The 15195-nt window shown below is 57.6% G+C and carries 15 protein-coding genes; 2 read left to right on the top strand and 13 right to left on the bottom strand.

The features are described from left to right. From AC6ROY_RS16630 to AC6ROY_RS16600, 7 genes are all read right to left on the bottom strand, one after another. On the bottom strand, positions 1 to 624 hold a 624-nt coding region (locus tag AC6ROY_RS16630; RefSeq protein WP_500101690.1), incomplete at its 3' end, for a hypothetical protein. A 961-nt stretch (positions 625 to 1585) separates the two neighbouring features. Continuing rightward, positions 1586 to 2503 (bottom strand): fumarylacetoacetate hydrolase family protein, encoded by a 918-nt coding sequence (locus tag AC6ROY_RS16625; protein ID WP_500101689.1) that lies wholly within the window; start codon positions 2501 to 2503, stop codon positions 1586 to 1588. Between the two features lie 66 nt (positions 2504 to 2569). Next, a complete protein-coding gene (locus AC6ROY_RS16620; protein ID WP_500101688.1) occupies positions 2570 to 3343 on the bottom strand; it encodes an SDR family NAD(P)-dependent oxidoreductase in 774 nt (257 codons plus the stop codon). Positions 3344 to 3391: 48 nt separating this feature from the next. Beyond that, positions 3392 to 3841 (bottom strand): L-fucose mutarotase, encoded by a 450-nt coding sequence (fucU, locus tag AC6ROY_RS16615; RefSeq protein WP_500101687.1) that lies wholly within the window; start codon positions 3839 to 3841, stop codon positions 3392 to 3394. Further along, positions 3835 to 4959: a Gfo/Idh/MocA family protein gene (locus AC6ROY_RS16610; RefSeq protein ID WP_500101686.1), complete on the bottom strand. Its 1125-nt coding sequence runs from the start codon at positions 4957 to 4959 to the stop codon at positions 3835 to 3837. The genes fucU and AC6ROY_RS16610 overlap by 7 nt, the downstream gene beginning before the upstream one ends. A gap of 92 nt (positions 4960 to 5051) precedes the next feature. Further along, positions 5052 to 6212, bottom strand: a complete 1161-nt coding sequence (locus AC6ROY_RS16605) for a UxaA family hydrolase (RefSeq protein WP_500101685.1) — start codon at positions 6210 to 6212, stop codon at positions 5052 to 5054. 104 nt (positions 6213 to 6316) lie between these two features. Then, positions 6317 to 6634 (bottom strand): UxaA family hydrolase, encoded by a 318-nt coding sequence (locus AC6ROY_RS16600; RefSeq protein ID WP_500101684.1) that lies wholly within the window; start codon positions 6632 to 6634, stop codon positions 6317 to 6319. Positions 6635 to 6755: 121 nt separating this feature from the next. Here AC6ROY_RS16600 and AC6ROY_RS16595 point away from each other — a divergent pair, with 121 nt between their 5' ends. Together AC6ROY_RS16595 and AC6ROY_RS16590 are read left to right on the top strand one after the other, a co-directional pair. Beyond that, complete coding sequence (locus tag AC6ROY_RS16595) at positions 6756 to 7784, top strand: LacI family DNA-binding transcriptional regulator (RefSeq protein WP_500101683.1); 1029 nt, start codon at positions 6756 to 6758, stop codon at positions 7782 to 7784. Between the two features lie 283 nt (positions 7785 to 8067). Further along, the gene (locus AC6ROY_RS16590; RefSeq protein ID WP_500101682.1) at positions 8068 to 8853 is read left to right on the top strand and encodes a pirin family protein; all 786 of its coding nucleotides are present in this window, start codon (positions 8068 to 8070) and stop codon (positions 8851 to 8853) included. 143 nt (positions 8854 to 8996) lie between these two features. Here the strand turns inward: AC6ROY_RS16590 and AC6ROY_RS16585 are convergent, their stop codons facing one another. The 6 genes from AC6ROY_RS16585 to AC6ROY_RS16560 all read right to left on the bottom strand — a co-directional run bounded on the left by AC6ROY_RS16585 (position 8997) and on the right by AC6ROY_RS16560 (position 14951). Further along, the gene (locus AC6ROY_RS16585) at positions 8997 to 9896 is read right to left on the bottom strand and encodes a sugar phosphate isomerase/epimerase family protein (RefSeq protein WP_500101681.1); all 900 of its coding nucleotides are present in this window, start codon (positions 9894 to 9896) and stop codon (positions 8997 to 8999) included. Between the two features lie 31 nt (positions 9897 to 9927). Next, complete coding sequence (locus AC6ROY_RS16580; protein ID WP_500101680.1) at positions 9928 to 10740, bottom strand: carbohydrate ABC transporter permease; 813 nt, start codon at positions 10738 to 10740, stop codon at positions 9928 to 9930. Between the two features lie 35 nt (positions 10741 to 10775). Next, positions 10776 to 11636 carry a carbohydrate ABC transporter permease gene (locus AC6ROY_RS16575; RefSeq protein WP_500101697.1) on the bottom strand — a complete coding sequence of 287 codons (861 nt, stop codon included), beginning with the start codon at positions 11634 to 11636 and terminating at the stop codon, positions 10776 to 10778. Between the two features lie 336 nt (positions 11637 to 11972). Continuing rightward, the gene (locus tag AC6ROY_RS16570; RefSeq protein ID WP_500101679.1) at positions 11973 to 13319 is read right to left on the bottom strand and encodes an ABC transporter substrate-binding protein; all 1347 of its coding nucleotides are present in this window, start codon (positions 13317 to 13319) and stop codon (positions 11973 to 11975) included. 110 nt (positions 13320 to 13429) lie between these two features. Next, positions 13430 to 14218 (bottom strand): HAD-IIA family hydrolase, encoded by a 789-nt coding sequence (locus AC6ROY_RS16565; protein WP_500101696.1) that lies wholly within the window; start codon positions 14216 to 14218, stop codon positions 13430 to 13432. Between the two features lie 331 nt (positions 14219 to 14549). Then, the gene (locus AC6ROY_RS16560; RefSeq protein ID WP_500101678.1) at positions 14550 to 14951 is read right to left on the bottom strand and encodes a DoxX family protein; all 402 of its coding nucleotides are present in this window, start codon (positions 14949 to 14951) and stop codon (positions 14550 to 14552) included. Between the last annotated feature and the right edge of the window lie 244 nt (positions 14952 to 15195).

The raw sequence follows: 15195 nt of genomic DNA, 5'->3' as shown, positions 1-15195 counted from the left end.
ATCCCTAAACGTGTTGACATCCATCACATAATCAGGCTCATACACACTCATCCGGCTAAGCGCATCCGCCGACAGCGGCAGCCTCAATGAAAACTGCTCGATGCTGCGCTCATAATCGTCAATAAACTGCCGCGCCTCCGCTGCCAGCTGCGGCTGGGGCAAGGGCAAGACCGACTCTGGCTGGGTAGCATACACCCGATCCGTTACCGTCCTGCCAGCTGCCTGCTTCGCAGCAAGCTTGGCCGGGCCAGACATCTTGCTCCGCCACTGAGCCTTGCGTGCCGACAATGCTGCCGCCTCGTCCGCAATCTGCTGCTTGAGCTCCGTTCGGTTTTCGCTTTCCGCGAGCCACTGCAGCCCGTTCAACTGCTTGCCCAGCCGCCAGAGCTGAAGTCTGGCCTCCCGGTCCGGGTCAAGCGCTCGCTTGCCGGACGGCTTCAGCTCCACCGGCTGTGACGGCGCGTCCTCCATGATCTTGGCGGGCTTGACCGGCGTTTGCACTTGTGTTTGCGCTTGTATGGCCTGCGTTTGTACAGCCTGAGCAGCTACTGGCATACTAACGCTGCCCGCCACTACGCTTGCTGTCAGTAGGAGATACGAGCTTAAACGTAAGATAGCTTTCATTTCTGCCTCCTCTGCTTCAAAAATTATATTTTAGGTAATTAACCTAATTAATTTTATTTTAGGATTAATTTACATTTTAACAATAGGTCAGAACAATCGTTCTATCCCCCACTCGATATGCCCTAGCTGCAAATTCCACCCTGCCGGGTCCGCTTCATTGGGCGTACTCGTCAACTTCACCTTACATGCCCCCTCCTCCAGCACCATCCAGTCTTATTATTCTCCAAGCAGAGTTATTGGCGGTATGCTGAACGCTTCCTCGCTACATACACGTGAAAAAGGCTCCGCATCTTGGGTAGCAGGTGTGTTGGCAACAGCACCTCCCAAAATCGGAGCCCTTTGTTATGAAATTCGCAAGCCCTCTGGGGGCGCGGTAAAGTCGTACAGGCACGTCTGGCTAGCGAAGCGGTGCCTACGCCGTCTGCCAGTATGCCACTGCCGTCCTTGCATCATATAGCGTCTACACGATCTGCCATTACGCCACCTGCCGTCTTGCACCATCTAGCGTCTACACCGTCTGCCATTACGCCACTTGCTGTCTTGCACCATCTAGCGTCTACGCCGTCTGCCATTACGCCACTTGCTGTCTTGCACCATCTAGCGTCTACGCCGTCTGCCATTACGCCATCTGCCGTCTTGCACCATTTAGCGTCTACGCCGTCTGCCATTACGCCACCTGCCGTCTTGCACCATTTAGCGTCTACACCGTCTCCGCTAGCGTCTACGCCATCTGCCATTACGCCACCTGCCGTCTTGCACCATCTAGCGTCTACACCGTCTGCCATTACGCCACTTGCTGTCTTGCACCATCTAGCGTCTACGCCGTCTGCCATTACGCCACTTGCTGTCTTGCACCATCTAGCGTCTACGCCGTCTGCCATTACGCCACCTGCCGTCTTGCACCATTTAGCTTCTACGCCGTCTACCAGTATGCCACCTGCCGTCTTGCACCATCCAGCGTCTACACCGTCTCCGCAACCATCCGATTCGTCAGCGCGCCGAGCTTCTCGATTTCGATCGTAACGAGATCGCCAGGCTGCAGGTACACGCGTTGCTCCGGCGGCAAGCCGAGCACAACGCCCTGCGGCGTTCCGGTCAAAATAATATCGCCCGGCACCAGCGTCATATGCTGCGAGATGTAGCTGACGATTTCGTCGCAATAGAAGATCATATCCGACGTGTTGGAGTGCTGGCGCACCTCGCCGTTGACGACTGTCTTGATCTCCAGCTCGTTCGGGTTGCCGACCTCGTCCGCGCTGACCAGGTACGGGCCGAGCGGGGAGAACTTGTCGCACGACTTGCCGAGCAGCCACTGATGCGTTCGCATCTGCAAATCGCGGGCCGATAGGTCGTTGACGCAGCAATAGCCAAATACATGGTCAAGCGCCGCTTCCTTCGCCACATATTTCGCCGTCTTGCCGATCACGATGACCAGCTCCGCTTCGTAATCCACCTCGGATGATACCTTCGGCAGCGGAATTTCGTCCCCTTGTGCAGCCAGCGTGTTGTTGAATTTGTTAAATAAAATCGGGTACGCCGGAATCGGCGCGTTCGTTTCTTCCGCGTGCTGGCGGTAGTTCAGCCCGACGCAAATGATTTTGTTCGGCCGGGTTACGCACGGACCGAGCTGCAGCTTCGTTTCATCCAGCCAGTAAGCAGCGCCGTCCGCCGCCGTTGCCCGGTCAACAACCGTCTGCAGTGCCGCTACAGCCGCTGCGCCGCCTTCGATCACGGCATGAATGTCTGTCGGCACGACAGCCTGTCGAGCAGCGCCGTTTGCGCCCGGGTCGGCGAGCGCCGCCGCCACGTCCAGAATGCCGCGTTCCGTCTTCACGCCCAGCTTATAGTCGCCTGCTTGTTCAAATGTCACCAGTTTCAAGTCAAGTCCCTCCCGCTTGTTTGAGTCCATGCGTCACGTTGTCGAATCAGGTTTCTCACGCTGCTCCTACGCGTTTTTGCCGAATACCACACCGCCGTCGATATACAGCGGCGAGCCCATCATAAATTTCGACTCATCCGAGGCCAGAAATACAGCCGCTTGCGCCACATCGTCCGGGCGGCCGAGATCGCCGCTGAGCTGACGGCGCTTGATGCCTGCCAAGCCTTCCTCCGGATCGGCGTACGATTGCTTTAAATAATTCTCGACAAACGGGGTCAAAATCGTTCCCGGCAGCAGCGCGTTGACGCGGATGCCGTAAGGGGCGTAATCCACCTGCATCGACTTGGTGAGCGCCAGCACCGCGCCCTTGGTCGCGGAATATGAGGCGCGCTGGGCCAGACCGATTTCGGCGATGCACGAGGACATGTTGATAATCGAGCCGCTGCGCTGCTCCATCATATGGGGCAGCACGTATTTGCTCGGCAGAAAGGTGCCGCGGATGTTGACGTTGATGACGCGATCCCACGCCTCCGGCTCCACTTCATGCAGCGCGCCCACGCCGCTGATGCCCGCATTGTTGAACAGCACGTCGATCCGCCCGTATTCGGCCAGCGCTGCGGCTACGAGCGCCTGCACCGACTCCGGGTCGGTGACATTGGCCTGCGCGAACAATGCCGAGCCTCCGGCCTCGCGGATTTCAGCCGCCGTCTCCTCGCCTTTGGCCGCATCCAGATCTGCAATCACAATCGCTGCGCCCTCCTGCGCAAACCGCAGCGCCGAGCTGCGCCCGATGCCTGAGCCTGCGCCTGTAATGAGCGCAATTTTTCCTGCCAGTCTCATTGTACCCGATCTCCTCTCATTTCGGTTAGTCCCTCGTCCACCCGGCATTCATTGCCCTTGCTTCAAGGCTTCCACAATAACGCCCTTGCTCAGTACGATATTCGCATATTGGGCGCGCTCTCCGGTGGCAACGATCGCGTAAGCCCGCCCCGCCCGCTCATAGAACGCAAAGCGCTCCAGATACGCTTGGCGAATCGGCCGCCCTTCCCAGCGGTCAGCGATCTCACGGTATTGGTCCCAAATGACCGGTACTACCGGATCGCCGGGTACAACCTCCATCAAGGTGACGGGCGCGTTGACATATTGATCCAGCGGGTACAGCTGCAAGACAGCTTCCAGCAGCTCGGGAATGCCGTGCCCGTCAGCCCGGACAAGGCGCCTGGCGCAGGAGGCGGCCGGAAAGTTCGCGTCAGCAAGCACCAGCTCGTCGCCGTGCCCCATTTCCATCAGGATGGCCAGCAGCTCCGGCGACAGCAGGGGGGAGATGCCCTTTAGCATATGGCGCCTGCTTCCTGCGCGATTTCCTCCAGAACCACCGGACGGTTCTCCGCCATCGAACGGTAAGCGCCAAAGACGATCTGCAGCGTCTTCAGGTTGTCCTGCACGCTGTTCTCCGGCTCCCGGTCCTCCTCAATCGCCCGCAGCAGCTCGCCCATGGTGCCGAGGAACGCATGCGGGAACCATCTGCCATGCAGCGACGGGGTAAACCAGTAGTCCGGGTGCAGCCGCTTCGAATAAAAGCTGAGCGTATCCTCACGACCGACTGGATAGTTGTACAGCGCGCCGTTAGTCCCTTTCACAATGCCCTCGGCGCCCTCGAACCGGTACGTCGCATACCAGTCGTCCTCGGTGGCGATATGATTGTGGTTATCCTGGATCAGCCCGCGCGCCTCGCCGGGAAAACGCATATGCAGCATCGTGCGCGTCTCGCCTACGCATTGCTGTTCAGGGAAACGCGCGCCATCCGCATAAATGTAAGTCGGCGTACCAAACAGGAAGCGGATGGCGTCGATATAATGAATGCTGTGATACATAAATTCAAGCGTCGGCATCTTCCGCAGCCAATCCCAGTTGGCAAATTCCTGCTTCACATTCACCGCAATCGACGCCTGCAGCAGCTCACCCAGCCAGCCTCGGCTGATGATGGTATGGGTGGCGCGGATGCCCGGCGACCAGCGCATCTGCTGGTTGACCGCGCCCTTCACGCCCGCGCGGGCGCAAGCGGCGACAATGTCCGCCGCCTCGGCGTAAGACTCGGCCAGCGGCTTCTGGCAGAGCATATGCTTGCCGGCGGCTGCGGCCTGAGCCGCGATAGCCGGCTGCGCCTTGGCCGGTACAGCGAGATCAACGACGCGTACGTGCGGATCGGCGAGCAGCTCATCCAGCGAGCGGTACACCTTGGCGATGCCGAACTTGTCGGCGACCGCCTGCGCCTTGGCCGCATCGACATCGTAGATGCCGACGACATGCAGCTCGCCCATTCGATATGCAGGCAGATGGCAGGCCGCGACAATTTCGCCTGCGCCGACGATCCCGATCCCGATGGACCGGTCCTGCGGCACCTTGGGCTTATAATCCAGGTCAAGCCATGACGTATTCGTTACTGACTCTGTCACGAGACTTCCTCCTTCATCTTCCGTTGCAGATTACTGCGGCAAACGACCTCTATTTCCGGCTCGCAGAGTGCCTGCCTTTATCGCCGCACTTGCTACAGGCTCGGCCCGATCCGGTTAATGCTGAATTCCTGATGGCCGAGAATTTCCGCCTTGGTCAGCTTGCCTTCGGCCACCTCGCGAATTTCCTGCCAGATGCGGTCGCCCGCTTGCCCCAGCCCCAGCGTTCCGTCCAGCATCTCGCTGACATCGACGTCCATGTTGTCCTCCATATTGTTGAAGGTACGCTGGTTGCCGGTGATTTTAATAACAGGAATGACAGCCGCTCCGGTCGGCGTGCCGCGTCCGGTCGTAAAGCAGACGATATGCGCGCCGCCCGCCGCCATCCCTGATACGCACTCAATGTCATTGCCCGGAGAGTCCATAAAATACAGCCCGCCTTCCGGCAAATGCTCCGCATATTCGATCACGCCGCGAATCGGCGCGGTGCCGCATTTGCTGATACAGCCGAGCGATTTTTCCTCGATCGTGGACAAACCGCCCGCAATATTGCCCGGACTCGGATTGCCGCCGCGCATATCTGCCCCCATCCGCTCCACTTCCTTCTCAAAGCGATCGACAATATGGTACAGCTGCTCCTTCGTCTCCGGCGCCGCGCAGCGCTCGGCAAGCACATGCTCCGCTCCGATAATTTCCGTCGTTTCGCCGATCACGATCGTACCGCCCTTCGCGATCAGCTCATCGGCGGCTACGCCCAGCGCCGGGTTCGACGCAAGGCCGGAGGTCGCATCCGAGCCGCCGCATTTTACGCCTACCTTCAGCTTGGACAGCGGCACCGGCACCTTCGGCTGCTTTTCCAGCTCCGCCAGCAGCTTGCGCGCCAGGTCGGCGCCGTGCTGAATCGCTTTAACTGAACCGCCAACGCTTTGAATATCGAAAAACTCCACGGGTTTACCGGTAACTTTGATGGCCTCGGCGAGCACCTCCGGATCGACCACCTCACAGCCCAGGCTGATGATAAGCACAGCACCGACATTCGGGTTTTTCCCCGTTCCCGCCAGCACCTCGAACGTCCGGTCCTTATCCGCGCCAATCTGGCTGCAGCCGTGCTGATGCGGAATCGCGACTGCTCCCGGTACCATCTGCATAATGCGCGAACAAACCTGATTGGAGCAGATGACGGTGGGGATGATCAGCAAATGATTCCGAATGCCGATCTCTCCGTTTGCCCGCTCATATCCCATAATGGTAGTCATGTTGTAGGACAGCCTCCCTGCTGAATAAATAATGAAGTAACCGCTTACTCAAACGATTTCGTACTGGGCTTGCGACTCGTCCGCCCGCTTCGATTTATTGGCATTTATTTGACTGCCGCCTGATCCCCGCGCCCGCGAATGCCTTCAATATTATGCACGTGCACATGCCGGCCGACCTCAATCGCACAGACCGTTCTGCCGATGATCTCGCCGTATTTGCGCACGTCATAACCCGGCTCCAGCGCAGCGATGGAAATTTTATGGCCAAAAGGCACCGCGTCCAGCAAGGTCAGCTGCTCCACGCGAGCGCCGATCCGGTAACGAACCTGCTCCCCGGCCGCCAAATCCTTGAGCGCTGTCGCGACATGATCCGCCTCGTCCATGACAAGCGCATCGGCGCCCGGTTCAATTGAATGTGCCATTGTACAAGCCCTCCCCCAGATAATGTTACCGATAACATTAAAATATCAATGGAATGACTTGCTGTCAATCTCTTTTTTCCCTACAATGAACCTTAGTTCATATATGAGAGGGGCGCCACGGTTGATCACGATCTACGATATCGCCAAAAAAGCCAATGTGTCCGCGATGACCGTGTCCAGAGTTATCAATAACAACGGCAAAATCAGCGACAAAACGCGGCAGCGGGTCAAGCAGGTGATGGAGGAGCTGCATTATGTGCCCAACTCCAATGCGCGCAGTCTTGTGCTGCAGAAGACTCACATCATCTCCCTGCTTATTACGGATATTACAAATCCGTTCTATACAACGCTGGCGCGCGGGGCTGAAGATACGGCCAAACGCTTCGGCTACAAGCTGCTGTTCGGCAATAGCGACGAGAACTATGTGAAGGAAAAAGATTACGTGGACATGATTCTGTCTACCCGGGTGGACGGCGTATTGTTTGCTCCGGCGGGTGACGGCTCGGCCATCCATCTGCAGCAGCTGCAAAAGCATAATATTCCGCTTGTGCTGCTGGACCGCGAGGTGCCCGGCATTCAAGCGGACACGGTGCTCGGCGACAGCAAGGAAGGAGCGCGGCGGCTGGTTGAGCATTTGCTCGCGCTTGGTCATCGGCGGATCGCGCTGATCAACGGCTCCGAGGACGTGTCGACGGCCCGCCAGCGGCATATCGGCTACAAGGAAGCGCTGAAGCTGAACGATGTGCCCTACGATGACGCCCTCGTGCTGCATGCCAATTACCGGGATATTCAGGACGAAACGGCATTGAATCGGCTGCTGCATCAGTCCGAGCCGCCGACGGCGATCTTCGCCGCGAACAACTTTCTCGCTATCGGCGCTATTCAAGGGCTTCGCGCCCGCGGGCTGCAGGTGCCGGACGACATGTCCGTCGTCTGCTTCGACGACCTCGGCCTGGCCTCGGCGCTGAATCCGTTCCTGACGGTCGCCGCCCAGCCCGCTTACCAATTCGGCTCGCTAGGCATGCAATGGCTGATCGACCGGATCGAGGGTCGCTCGCAGGAGGAGCCGCAAACGATCATTTTGCCGTCTGAGCTCATCATTCGGGTGTCGGCGGCCGAGCGGCAGCAACACGCGCAGCCTGGGGCTTGAGCTTGAGCGGATGGAACTAGGCTGCAACGACAACGTGGTGCCGACGAGGGGAAAGACGGAACGCCCGACGCCCTCTTTCTCAATCGGCGGTCACAAGTCCGAGCTTCCGGAGGACAGTTCTCCCCAGTCCGCACTGCCGGAGAACCAATGGAGAAGAGATGGAGAACAACATGAGCTAACCCTTGTGGAAGCACCGCCAACGGCTTATCCGCTTCCGCTTGACATTTGGCTCCTCATCAATTATCTTTAATTTAAGATATTTAAACCAAAGGAGATGTTCCACATGCAAATTATGGTCTACACCCCGGCGATGCAAGGCAAAGGCAGCTTTGATGGCGGATCAATTACCGAACAGAAGCCCATCGGCTTCTCCGGCGAAGGCTCGGTTATCAAACGGGTCGGCCCGTTATTTTATTGGGCTTGGGCTTTCTCCAAAAATGAAGGACATATCGGCTCGCATCCGCATAAAGCATTCGAGATTATGACTTATGTTGTACAAGGTCATGCGCAGCATGGGGATTCCCTCGGTACGCGCAGTCTGGTCGGCCCTGGCGGGGCGCAGGTGATGCAGACCGGCTCCGGCGTGTCGCATGAGGAGCATTTTATCGGACCGGACATGGAGGCATTCCAAATCTGGTTCGAGCCGGAAATTCAAGCTGCTCTGCAGCGTCAGCCTACGTACCGGCAGTTCGAGCATGCGGACTTTCCTGTTCAAGAGGGCAGCGGCTACCGCTTCAAAACGGTGATCGGCGAAGGCTCGCCGATTGAGCTGGTCGCGGATGCCCGCGTATGGGATCTGGAGGTGGATGCGCAGTCTGCGTTCACGTGCACGGTCCCTGCGGGACGATCCCTGGCCGTGCTGGCTATGCGTGGAGACGGCCATTGGGAGCACTCGCAAGCCGTGCATGCCGAGCAAGCGGAAACTTCGTTCCGTCACCGCGACTTTATGGTCATGCGAGCCGACCAGGCAACGGAAGTGACTGTGCATGCGACGGCGAGCGAACCGCTGCGGCTCCTTGGCATCGAGGTGCCGACTGTCGTAGACTACCCGCTGAATCCAAAGCGGTAATAAATCCTCCGTTTGCCGCATTAACCCGGCCAGAAAAATCAAGAAAAGGCAGCCTGCCATCAACATGCGCGGCTGCCTCTCATTTTTCCTTCATCGCTCAACCGATTGTCAAGTAGTCGGTCTCCGTCTCCGTGCTTCAACCGCTAACGCAGCTCCTCTGGCAGGCGCGCCGTCGGCTGCTCCCACAGATGAGCCGGAAACGGCGACGCGGCCAGCCGCTGCTCCAGCCAGACTGCCGAAGCCTGTGCGTCCGCAACCTCGTGCATTTCCAATACCCAGTTTCCTTCAAACCCGGAGCTTTGTATCATCGCCACGCACGCATCAAGCGGGACGCTGCCTGCGCCCAGCGCAAGATGGTCGTCGTGCTGGCCGTAGTTGTCGCTGAGATGTACAGCCGCCAGGTTCGGCAGCACACGCTCCAGCGCGCGCAAGCAGCCGCCAGCGGCCAGATGCGCATGACCGGCGTCAAACACGATCCGCACGCGAGATGAATCCGTGAGGCGCAGCACTCTTTCCAGAAACACCGTATCCACACCTAGCAGACCCGGATACGGCGGGACATTTTCCAGGGCAATCCGTACCCGCGAGCCTCTCGTCGCACTTAGCACATGACGCAGAAAAACAGCGACCCGGTGCGCTGCGGCCTCCAGGCTTTTCCCTGTAGGCAGCTCGAACCTCGTCTCGCCATCCGCCTCCTCCAGCCCGCCGGGATGCAGCACAATATAATCGCAGCCCAGCTCATCAGCCAGCTGCATCGTACGCAGCACGATCCGCTCGGCGTCCAGACGCTCGGCACCGCCGCGCGCCGCCGGGTTGCAGCCGGTGATCGGCACATGGATGGACCAGGCGATCCGGTGCGTTTCCCCAAGCCGCTTCAGCCAGTCCAATTGATCCGGCGACCAGTCGAGCAGCTCCTGATGCGGACCTTCCCCCATAATCTCAATCGCCCTCCAGCCTTCCTCCGCCAATTGGGCTACCGCTTGCCGCAAAGGCAGCTCCAGCAGCGCATAAGTGGATACCGCAGTTGTCAGACGCATGGACATCGCCTAATCCTCTCCCTTCCGCAAGTTCGTTTTATTTGATACCCGAGTGAATAAAGCTGTTCATAAATTGACGCTGGAACAGCAGGAACACAACCAGCAGCGGCACAATGACCAGCAGCGTGGCCGCGCTGACCTCCGTCCACTGGGCGCCGATTTCGAAGGACTGGGCGAAAATCGCCAGCCCGACGGTAAGCGGACGGTTTTCCACCGAATTCGTGACGATCAGCGGCCAGAGAAAATTATTCCAGTGATAGCTGACCGACACGAGGCCAAACGCGATATACGCCGGTCGGGACAGCGGAAAGTAAATACGCCATAAGATTTGCCATTTCGTGTACCCTTCCACCACAGCCGCTTCGTCCAGCTCGGGCGGCAGCGTCTTGAACGTCTGCCGCAGCAGGAAAATTCCGAACGCAGACGCGAAGTACGGAATCATCACCCCGAGCTTCGTATCCAGCAGGGCTAATTCCTTGAGTACCTGGTAGTTGGGAAAAATCAGCACATCCGCAGGCACCATAATCTGCACGAGAAACAGCAGGAACAAACCGTTTTTGAACCAGAAATTCAGACGTGCAAACGCAAAGGCAGCCATCGTCGCTGTCGCCATCTGCACGGCGAACACACCGACAACGATCAGCACCGTATTGACGTAATATTGGGCAAACGGAGCAGCCTCCCATACCTTCGCAAAGTTTTCCAGCGTAAATTCAAGCGAAAACGATGGAGAGAGCGCAATTTGCCGCGGCCGGAAAGCCGTGACCGTCATCCACAGCAGCGGCACCAGCCACAGCATACCGAATATATAGAGAAGCCAGCGGCTTATGTTCGAGGTTTTGGACGGCATAGCATCGCCTTTCTTTCTGCCGCATGCGGCATCCGTTAATGGTAGTGAATTTTTTTGTCCAGGCCGAAGAAGTTCAGTGCCGCAAACAGCAGCAATATGGCAATCATTATGACAGTCAAGGTTGAAGCCATTCCCTGATCCCAGAAGCTGAACGCGGTTTCATAGATGTAGTACAGCAGCAAATTACTTGCATTATTCGGTCCGCCCTTGGTCATGATGACCAGATGATCGACGAGCTTGAAGGAGTTCGTCAACGCCACAATGAGCACAAACAGCGTTGTCGGCATAAGCAGCGGAAACGTAATTTTACGGAATACGGTCCACTTGCTGACCCCGTCGACCTGGGCCGACTCGTACAGCTCATGCGAAATATTTTGCAAGCCAGCCAAATAAAAGATCATGAAATACCCGGCTTCCTTCCACACAACCATCGCAACCATCGCCCACATCACATATTCCGACGATCCGAGCCAGTTGATATCGGAGTGCCCGATGCTTTGCATCGCCCGGCTCAGCAGGCCGTACTTGGGCGTATAAATAAACAGCCATACGTTGGCGACCGCAATCATCGGGATCAGCGTCGGGTAAAAAAACGCCGTGCGCAGAAATCCCGTACCCCGCAGCGCCTTATTGGTCCAGATCGCCATCAGCAGCGCCAGGCCAAGCGAGGTCGGCACCGTGCCTAATGCAAACCACAGGTTATTCACCATCACCTTCCAGAACACCGCATCATCCAGCAGACTGGCATATTGGTCAAGCCCGATAAACCGCGGCTCCGGCGTCGCCAGATCGGCCTGGAACAAGCTGAGCCGAAGCGTTTTGGCAATCGGATAGAAGGTAAACAGGAACAAAAAGACAAGGGACGGCAGCAGCAGCAGCCAGGCGAAAGCATTCATTTTCCAGGTTTTTAACGTTTTCGTATGCCCTAACAAAGTGGACCTCCCGGCAAGTCAAGGTAAAGTGACGCGATACAGGTCAAGCTATTTGCCGGAAAAGGGAGAAGGCCGCGGCGAGAACAGCAATCCTGCGCTGAGTGACGCCTTAGCTCGCGGCGGGTCATCTGACCAAACTCAGGCCCGGTGCAAAGCGCTGTCAGCGCGAATGCCGGGAGCTCAGCCTTTCAGCGCAGCGGCGATTGGCGGCCCGACTGCTCGGCGAGCCGCCATCCGCTGCGCAAGCCTTCTCCTGTCTCGACATGGGTTCATTCAGAAGCGCGGCATATAAAGCTCCGGTTACTTATTAAATGCAGCCAGCGCCTTGTCCGCTTCTTCTTGAGCGTTCTTTAACGCATCGGCTGGCGACAGGTTGCTGGACATAACTGCCTGCAGCTGATCGCTCAGCGCCTTCACGACTTTACCGTTATTGTGCGTGGACAGCTCGGCAGCGGCATATTGCAATTGATCGCGGGCAACCAGCGCAGCCGGGAAATCAGCGGCATATTTTTTCATCGTTTCTGTCTCATAAGCGGACTTCTTCACGGCCACATAGCCGGTGTCGATGCTCCATTGGGCAGCGCGCTCCGTTTCGGTCATAAACTTGACAAATTTCCAGGCCGCTTCCTGCTTCTTCTTGTCAATATCCTTGAAAATGTAGAAGTTACCGCCGCCGGTCGGGCTGCCGAAGCTTTTGTTCTTAGGCAGGAAGCTGACGCCGAATTCAAACTTGGCATTTTTCTTCACGTTCGTCAGATTGCCCGTCGTATGGTACATCATAGCCGTCTTGCCCTCCAGGAAGTCGGAAGGCACAGTGCCCCACTCGGTAACGCCTTCCGGCATCACCTTGTCCTTCTTCGCCAGATCGGACCAATATTGCAGCGCTTCGACATTTTCCGGCGTATTAAACATGACCTTTTTGCCGTCCTCGGTCATCAGGTTTTTGCCGTTTTGCAGGGCGAAGGTTTGCATCATCCAATACGAGAAGCCGGATACCGGAATTTCCAGTCCCCAGGTGCCGTCCTTGGTCAGCTTTTTCGCGTAATCCTTCATTTCATCCCATGTTTGCGGTCCTTTATTCGGGTCCAGACCGGCCGCCTTGAACTTTTCTTTATTGTAATAAAGCACGATGGTGCTGCGTTGGAACGGAATGCTGTAGGTTTTGCCGCCCGTCTGGGAATTGGCCATAAACGCCGGATAGAAGTCGGACAAGTATTTGTCGCCGCCCTCCTGCGCGACAAACTCGTCCAGCGGCACAACGGCATTCATATCAAGCAGGCTGAACAGCTCGGTCGCTTGCAGCACAGCCACGTCAGGAGGCGTCTTCGCTTGCACGCCCGCTTGCGTTTTGACCGCCGTATCCGCGTAGCTTCCCGTGTAGACCGGCTTGACGGTAATGTTCGGATTTTGCTTCGTAAATTCCTGCGCCATGCTTTCAATCGTTGCTGTCAACGGACCGCCTACCGCGATTGGATAATAAAATGTCAACTCTACCTTTTCGTCCTTCGCAGGCGCAGCCGGAGCGGTCGAGCCTGCAGGCGCGGAGGGAGTCGCGGCCGTTGGCTGAACAGGCTCAGCTTTGGCGCAACCGGCGGCGACGGACAACATAAGAGCCAAACTGATCATTTTCGGTGCAAGAGTACGCATGAAAATCTCTCCTTTGAATGATAATTCGTAGTTTGAAGGCTCCTCATCCCATTGTAGACAAGCTATGTACAGAGCCGATTACGGGAATGTGAAGCGAGCGTAAAATCTGCTTAACTCCGCTTGCAGACAGGCATCAGTTCCTGCAGCGACGACCAAATATAATCGGGCCGGACGACGAATCGCTCCGCATCGGCGCGGGACGCCGCGCCTGTCAGCACCAGCGCTGTCTGCAGCCCATTGTTGTAGCCGAATAAAATATCGGTCTCCAGCCGGTCCCCCACCATCAGACAGCGCTGTGCGGGCAACCCGCTCCATTCCAGCACCTTGTCCGCGTAATAAGAGGAGGGCTTCCCGATGACGGTCTGCGTCCCGGCGCAGCTGGCTGCTTCAATAGCCTTCACCATCGACCACGTATCCGGGATCACATCCTGCTCGATCGGACAATACGGGTCCGGGTTCGCCGCGATGAGCGCCGCTCCGTTGCGCACCGCCTTCTGAGCCTGATGCAGCTTGCGGTAATCAAACTGCATGTCCATCCCGACCAGCACATGGCTGGCGGCCAGCGGATCATCTGTCCAGCGGACGCCCTGTTCATCCAGCTCACTGCGCATGGCCGGCTCGCCGATGACAAATACGTTGGCATCCGCGGCTATCTCCCGCATGTAGATGGCAGACATATAGGATGCCGTTACCATCTCATCCAGCGTGGCCTCCAGCCCCAGCCGATGCAGGCGGTCCCGGCAGGCGATCCGGGTGCGGGTCGTCGTATTGCTTAGAAAGTAAACCTTCCGGCGCTGCCGCCGCAGCTCCTCCAGCGTCTCGGCCGCTCCGGGAAGCAAGCGATCGCCCAACAAAATCGTTCCATCCAGATCGAAAAAAAGTCCATCCCATTTCAGCACATCCGGCAATCTACGCGCAGCTCCCTTCCTGAGAACAACACAAAAAACCCTTTACCCAGCACATCAAGTCGGCGCGCCTAAACAGGCTACTCGCTGTGCTGCATAAAAGGGTTTTCTCCTCGTCTCGTACCCTTACCTATTCGGTTGTTGCTCTCACCATTTACTTTAGCAACATTTTGTTAGCGGAGGATCAACGGTGTATGAAGGATTCGTAAATTAATTTCCCTCATTTAAGGGTGAACGCTTCGCTTTGCCTGACTCCCCTGCTCTTCCCCACTGCTGTGTGCCTCAGGCGATTGCCCGGTCCCCTACGGCCGGAGCTGCCCGCCTGCTACTCTCCTCTACGCAGCGGGAGCAGCGCGCGCACCCGTTCATCGCGCAGCCATAAGCCGGCCCAAGCGATCACCGCCAAGTAGACGGCAAACAGCACATGCGTAAACAGCGGAGCATCGACCCGGATCTGCACCGCGACCACGCCGCCGAAATAGGCGGTAAGCAGCAATGCCCCCAGGAAGGCCGCGCGCGGGATCGCATACAACACGGCAGCGAGCAGCCCGAGTGCCCCGATCACAGGGATATGATGCTCACCGAAGCCGAGCGATACCGTCCCCTCCAGCACCTCCGGCGGCGGAAACAGCTTGAAGATGCCGTCGAACAGCATGAACGCGATAACCAGCCCGCTCAGCACACGAGCCGTCCACAGCCGCCCCTTCGGAATTGTCTTTGTTTTCATCAAAATTCCCCTCTCCTGCAACTGAATTGAGCCTATTATAGCATATCCGTTCCGGACAGATTTCTTGCCGATTGCTCATTTCGCTTGCAAGCTCGTTTAGTCGTTGGCAGTGGCTCGTTGGCAGGCAGTATTGCAGGGTGTCCACAGGCAGGGACTCGTCGGCCGGAGCAGCTTCTCCGACCAATCCGGCTGCGCCATGCGCGATGCGCGCCTATGCAAACAACCCGGGGCGATAATGCCCCGG

Source organism: Paenibacillus sp. sg306046, assembly GCF_059821225.1.
This window is presented reverse-complemented; position numbering and strand designations above follow the sequence as displayed.

Coding starts and splice junctions, on each gene's coding strand:
- fucU (WP_500101687.1), bottom strand. CDS start 3,841: ATGCTAAAGGGCATCTCCCCCCTGCTGTCGCCGGAGCTGCTGGCCATC.
- AC6ROY_RS16605 (WP_500101685.1), bottom strand. CDS start 6,212: ATGACTACCATTATGGGATATGAGCGGGCAAACGGAGAGATCGGCATT.
- AC6ROY_RS16560 (WP_500101678.1), bottom strand. CDS start 14,951: ATGAAAACAAAGACAATTCCGAAGGGGCGGCTGTGGACGGCTCGTGTG.
- AC6ROY_RS16570 (WP_500101679.1), bottom strand. CDS start 13,319: ATGCGTACTCTTGCACCGAAAATGATCAGTTTGGCTCTTATGTTGTCC.
- AC6ROY_RS16585 (WP_500101681.1), bottom strand. CDS start 9,896: ATGTCCATGCGTCTGACAACTGCGGTATCCACTTATGCGCTGCTGGAG.
- AC6ROY_RS16600 (WP_500101684.1), bottom strand. CDS start 6,634: ATGGCACATTCAATTGAACCGGGCGCCGATGCGCTTGTCATGGACGAG.
- AC6ROY_RS16590 (WP_500101682.1), top strand. CDS start 8,068: ATGCAAATTATGGTCTACACCCCGGCGATGCAAGGCAAAGGCAGCTTT.
- AC6ROY_RS16580 (WP_500101680.1), bottom strand. CDS start 10,740: ATGCCGTCCAAAACCTCGAACATAAGCCGCTGGCTTCTCTATATATTC.
- AC6ROY_RS16575 (WP_500101697.1), bottom strand. CDS start 11,636: ATGAATGCTTTCGCCTGGCTGCTGCTGCTGCCGTCCCTTGTCTTTTTG.
- AC6ROY_RS16620 (WP_500101688.1), bottom strand. CDS start 3,343: ATGAGACTGGCAGGAAAAATTGCGCTCATTACAGGCGCAGGCTCAGGC.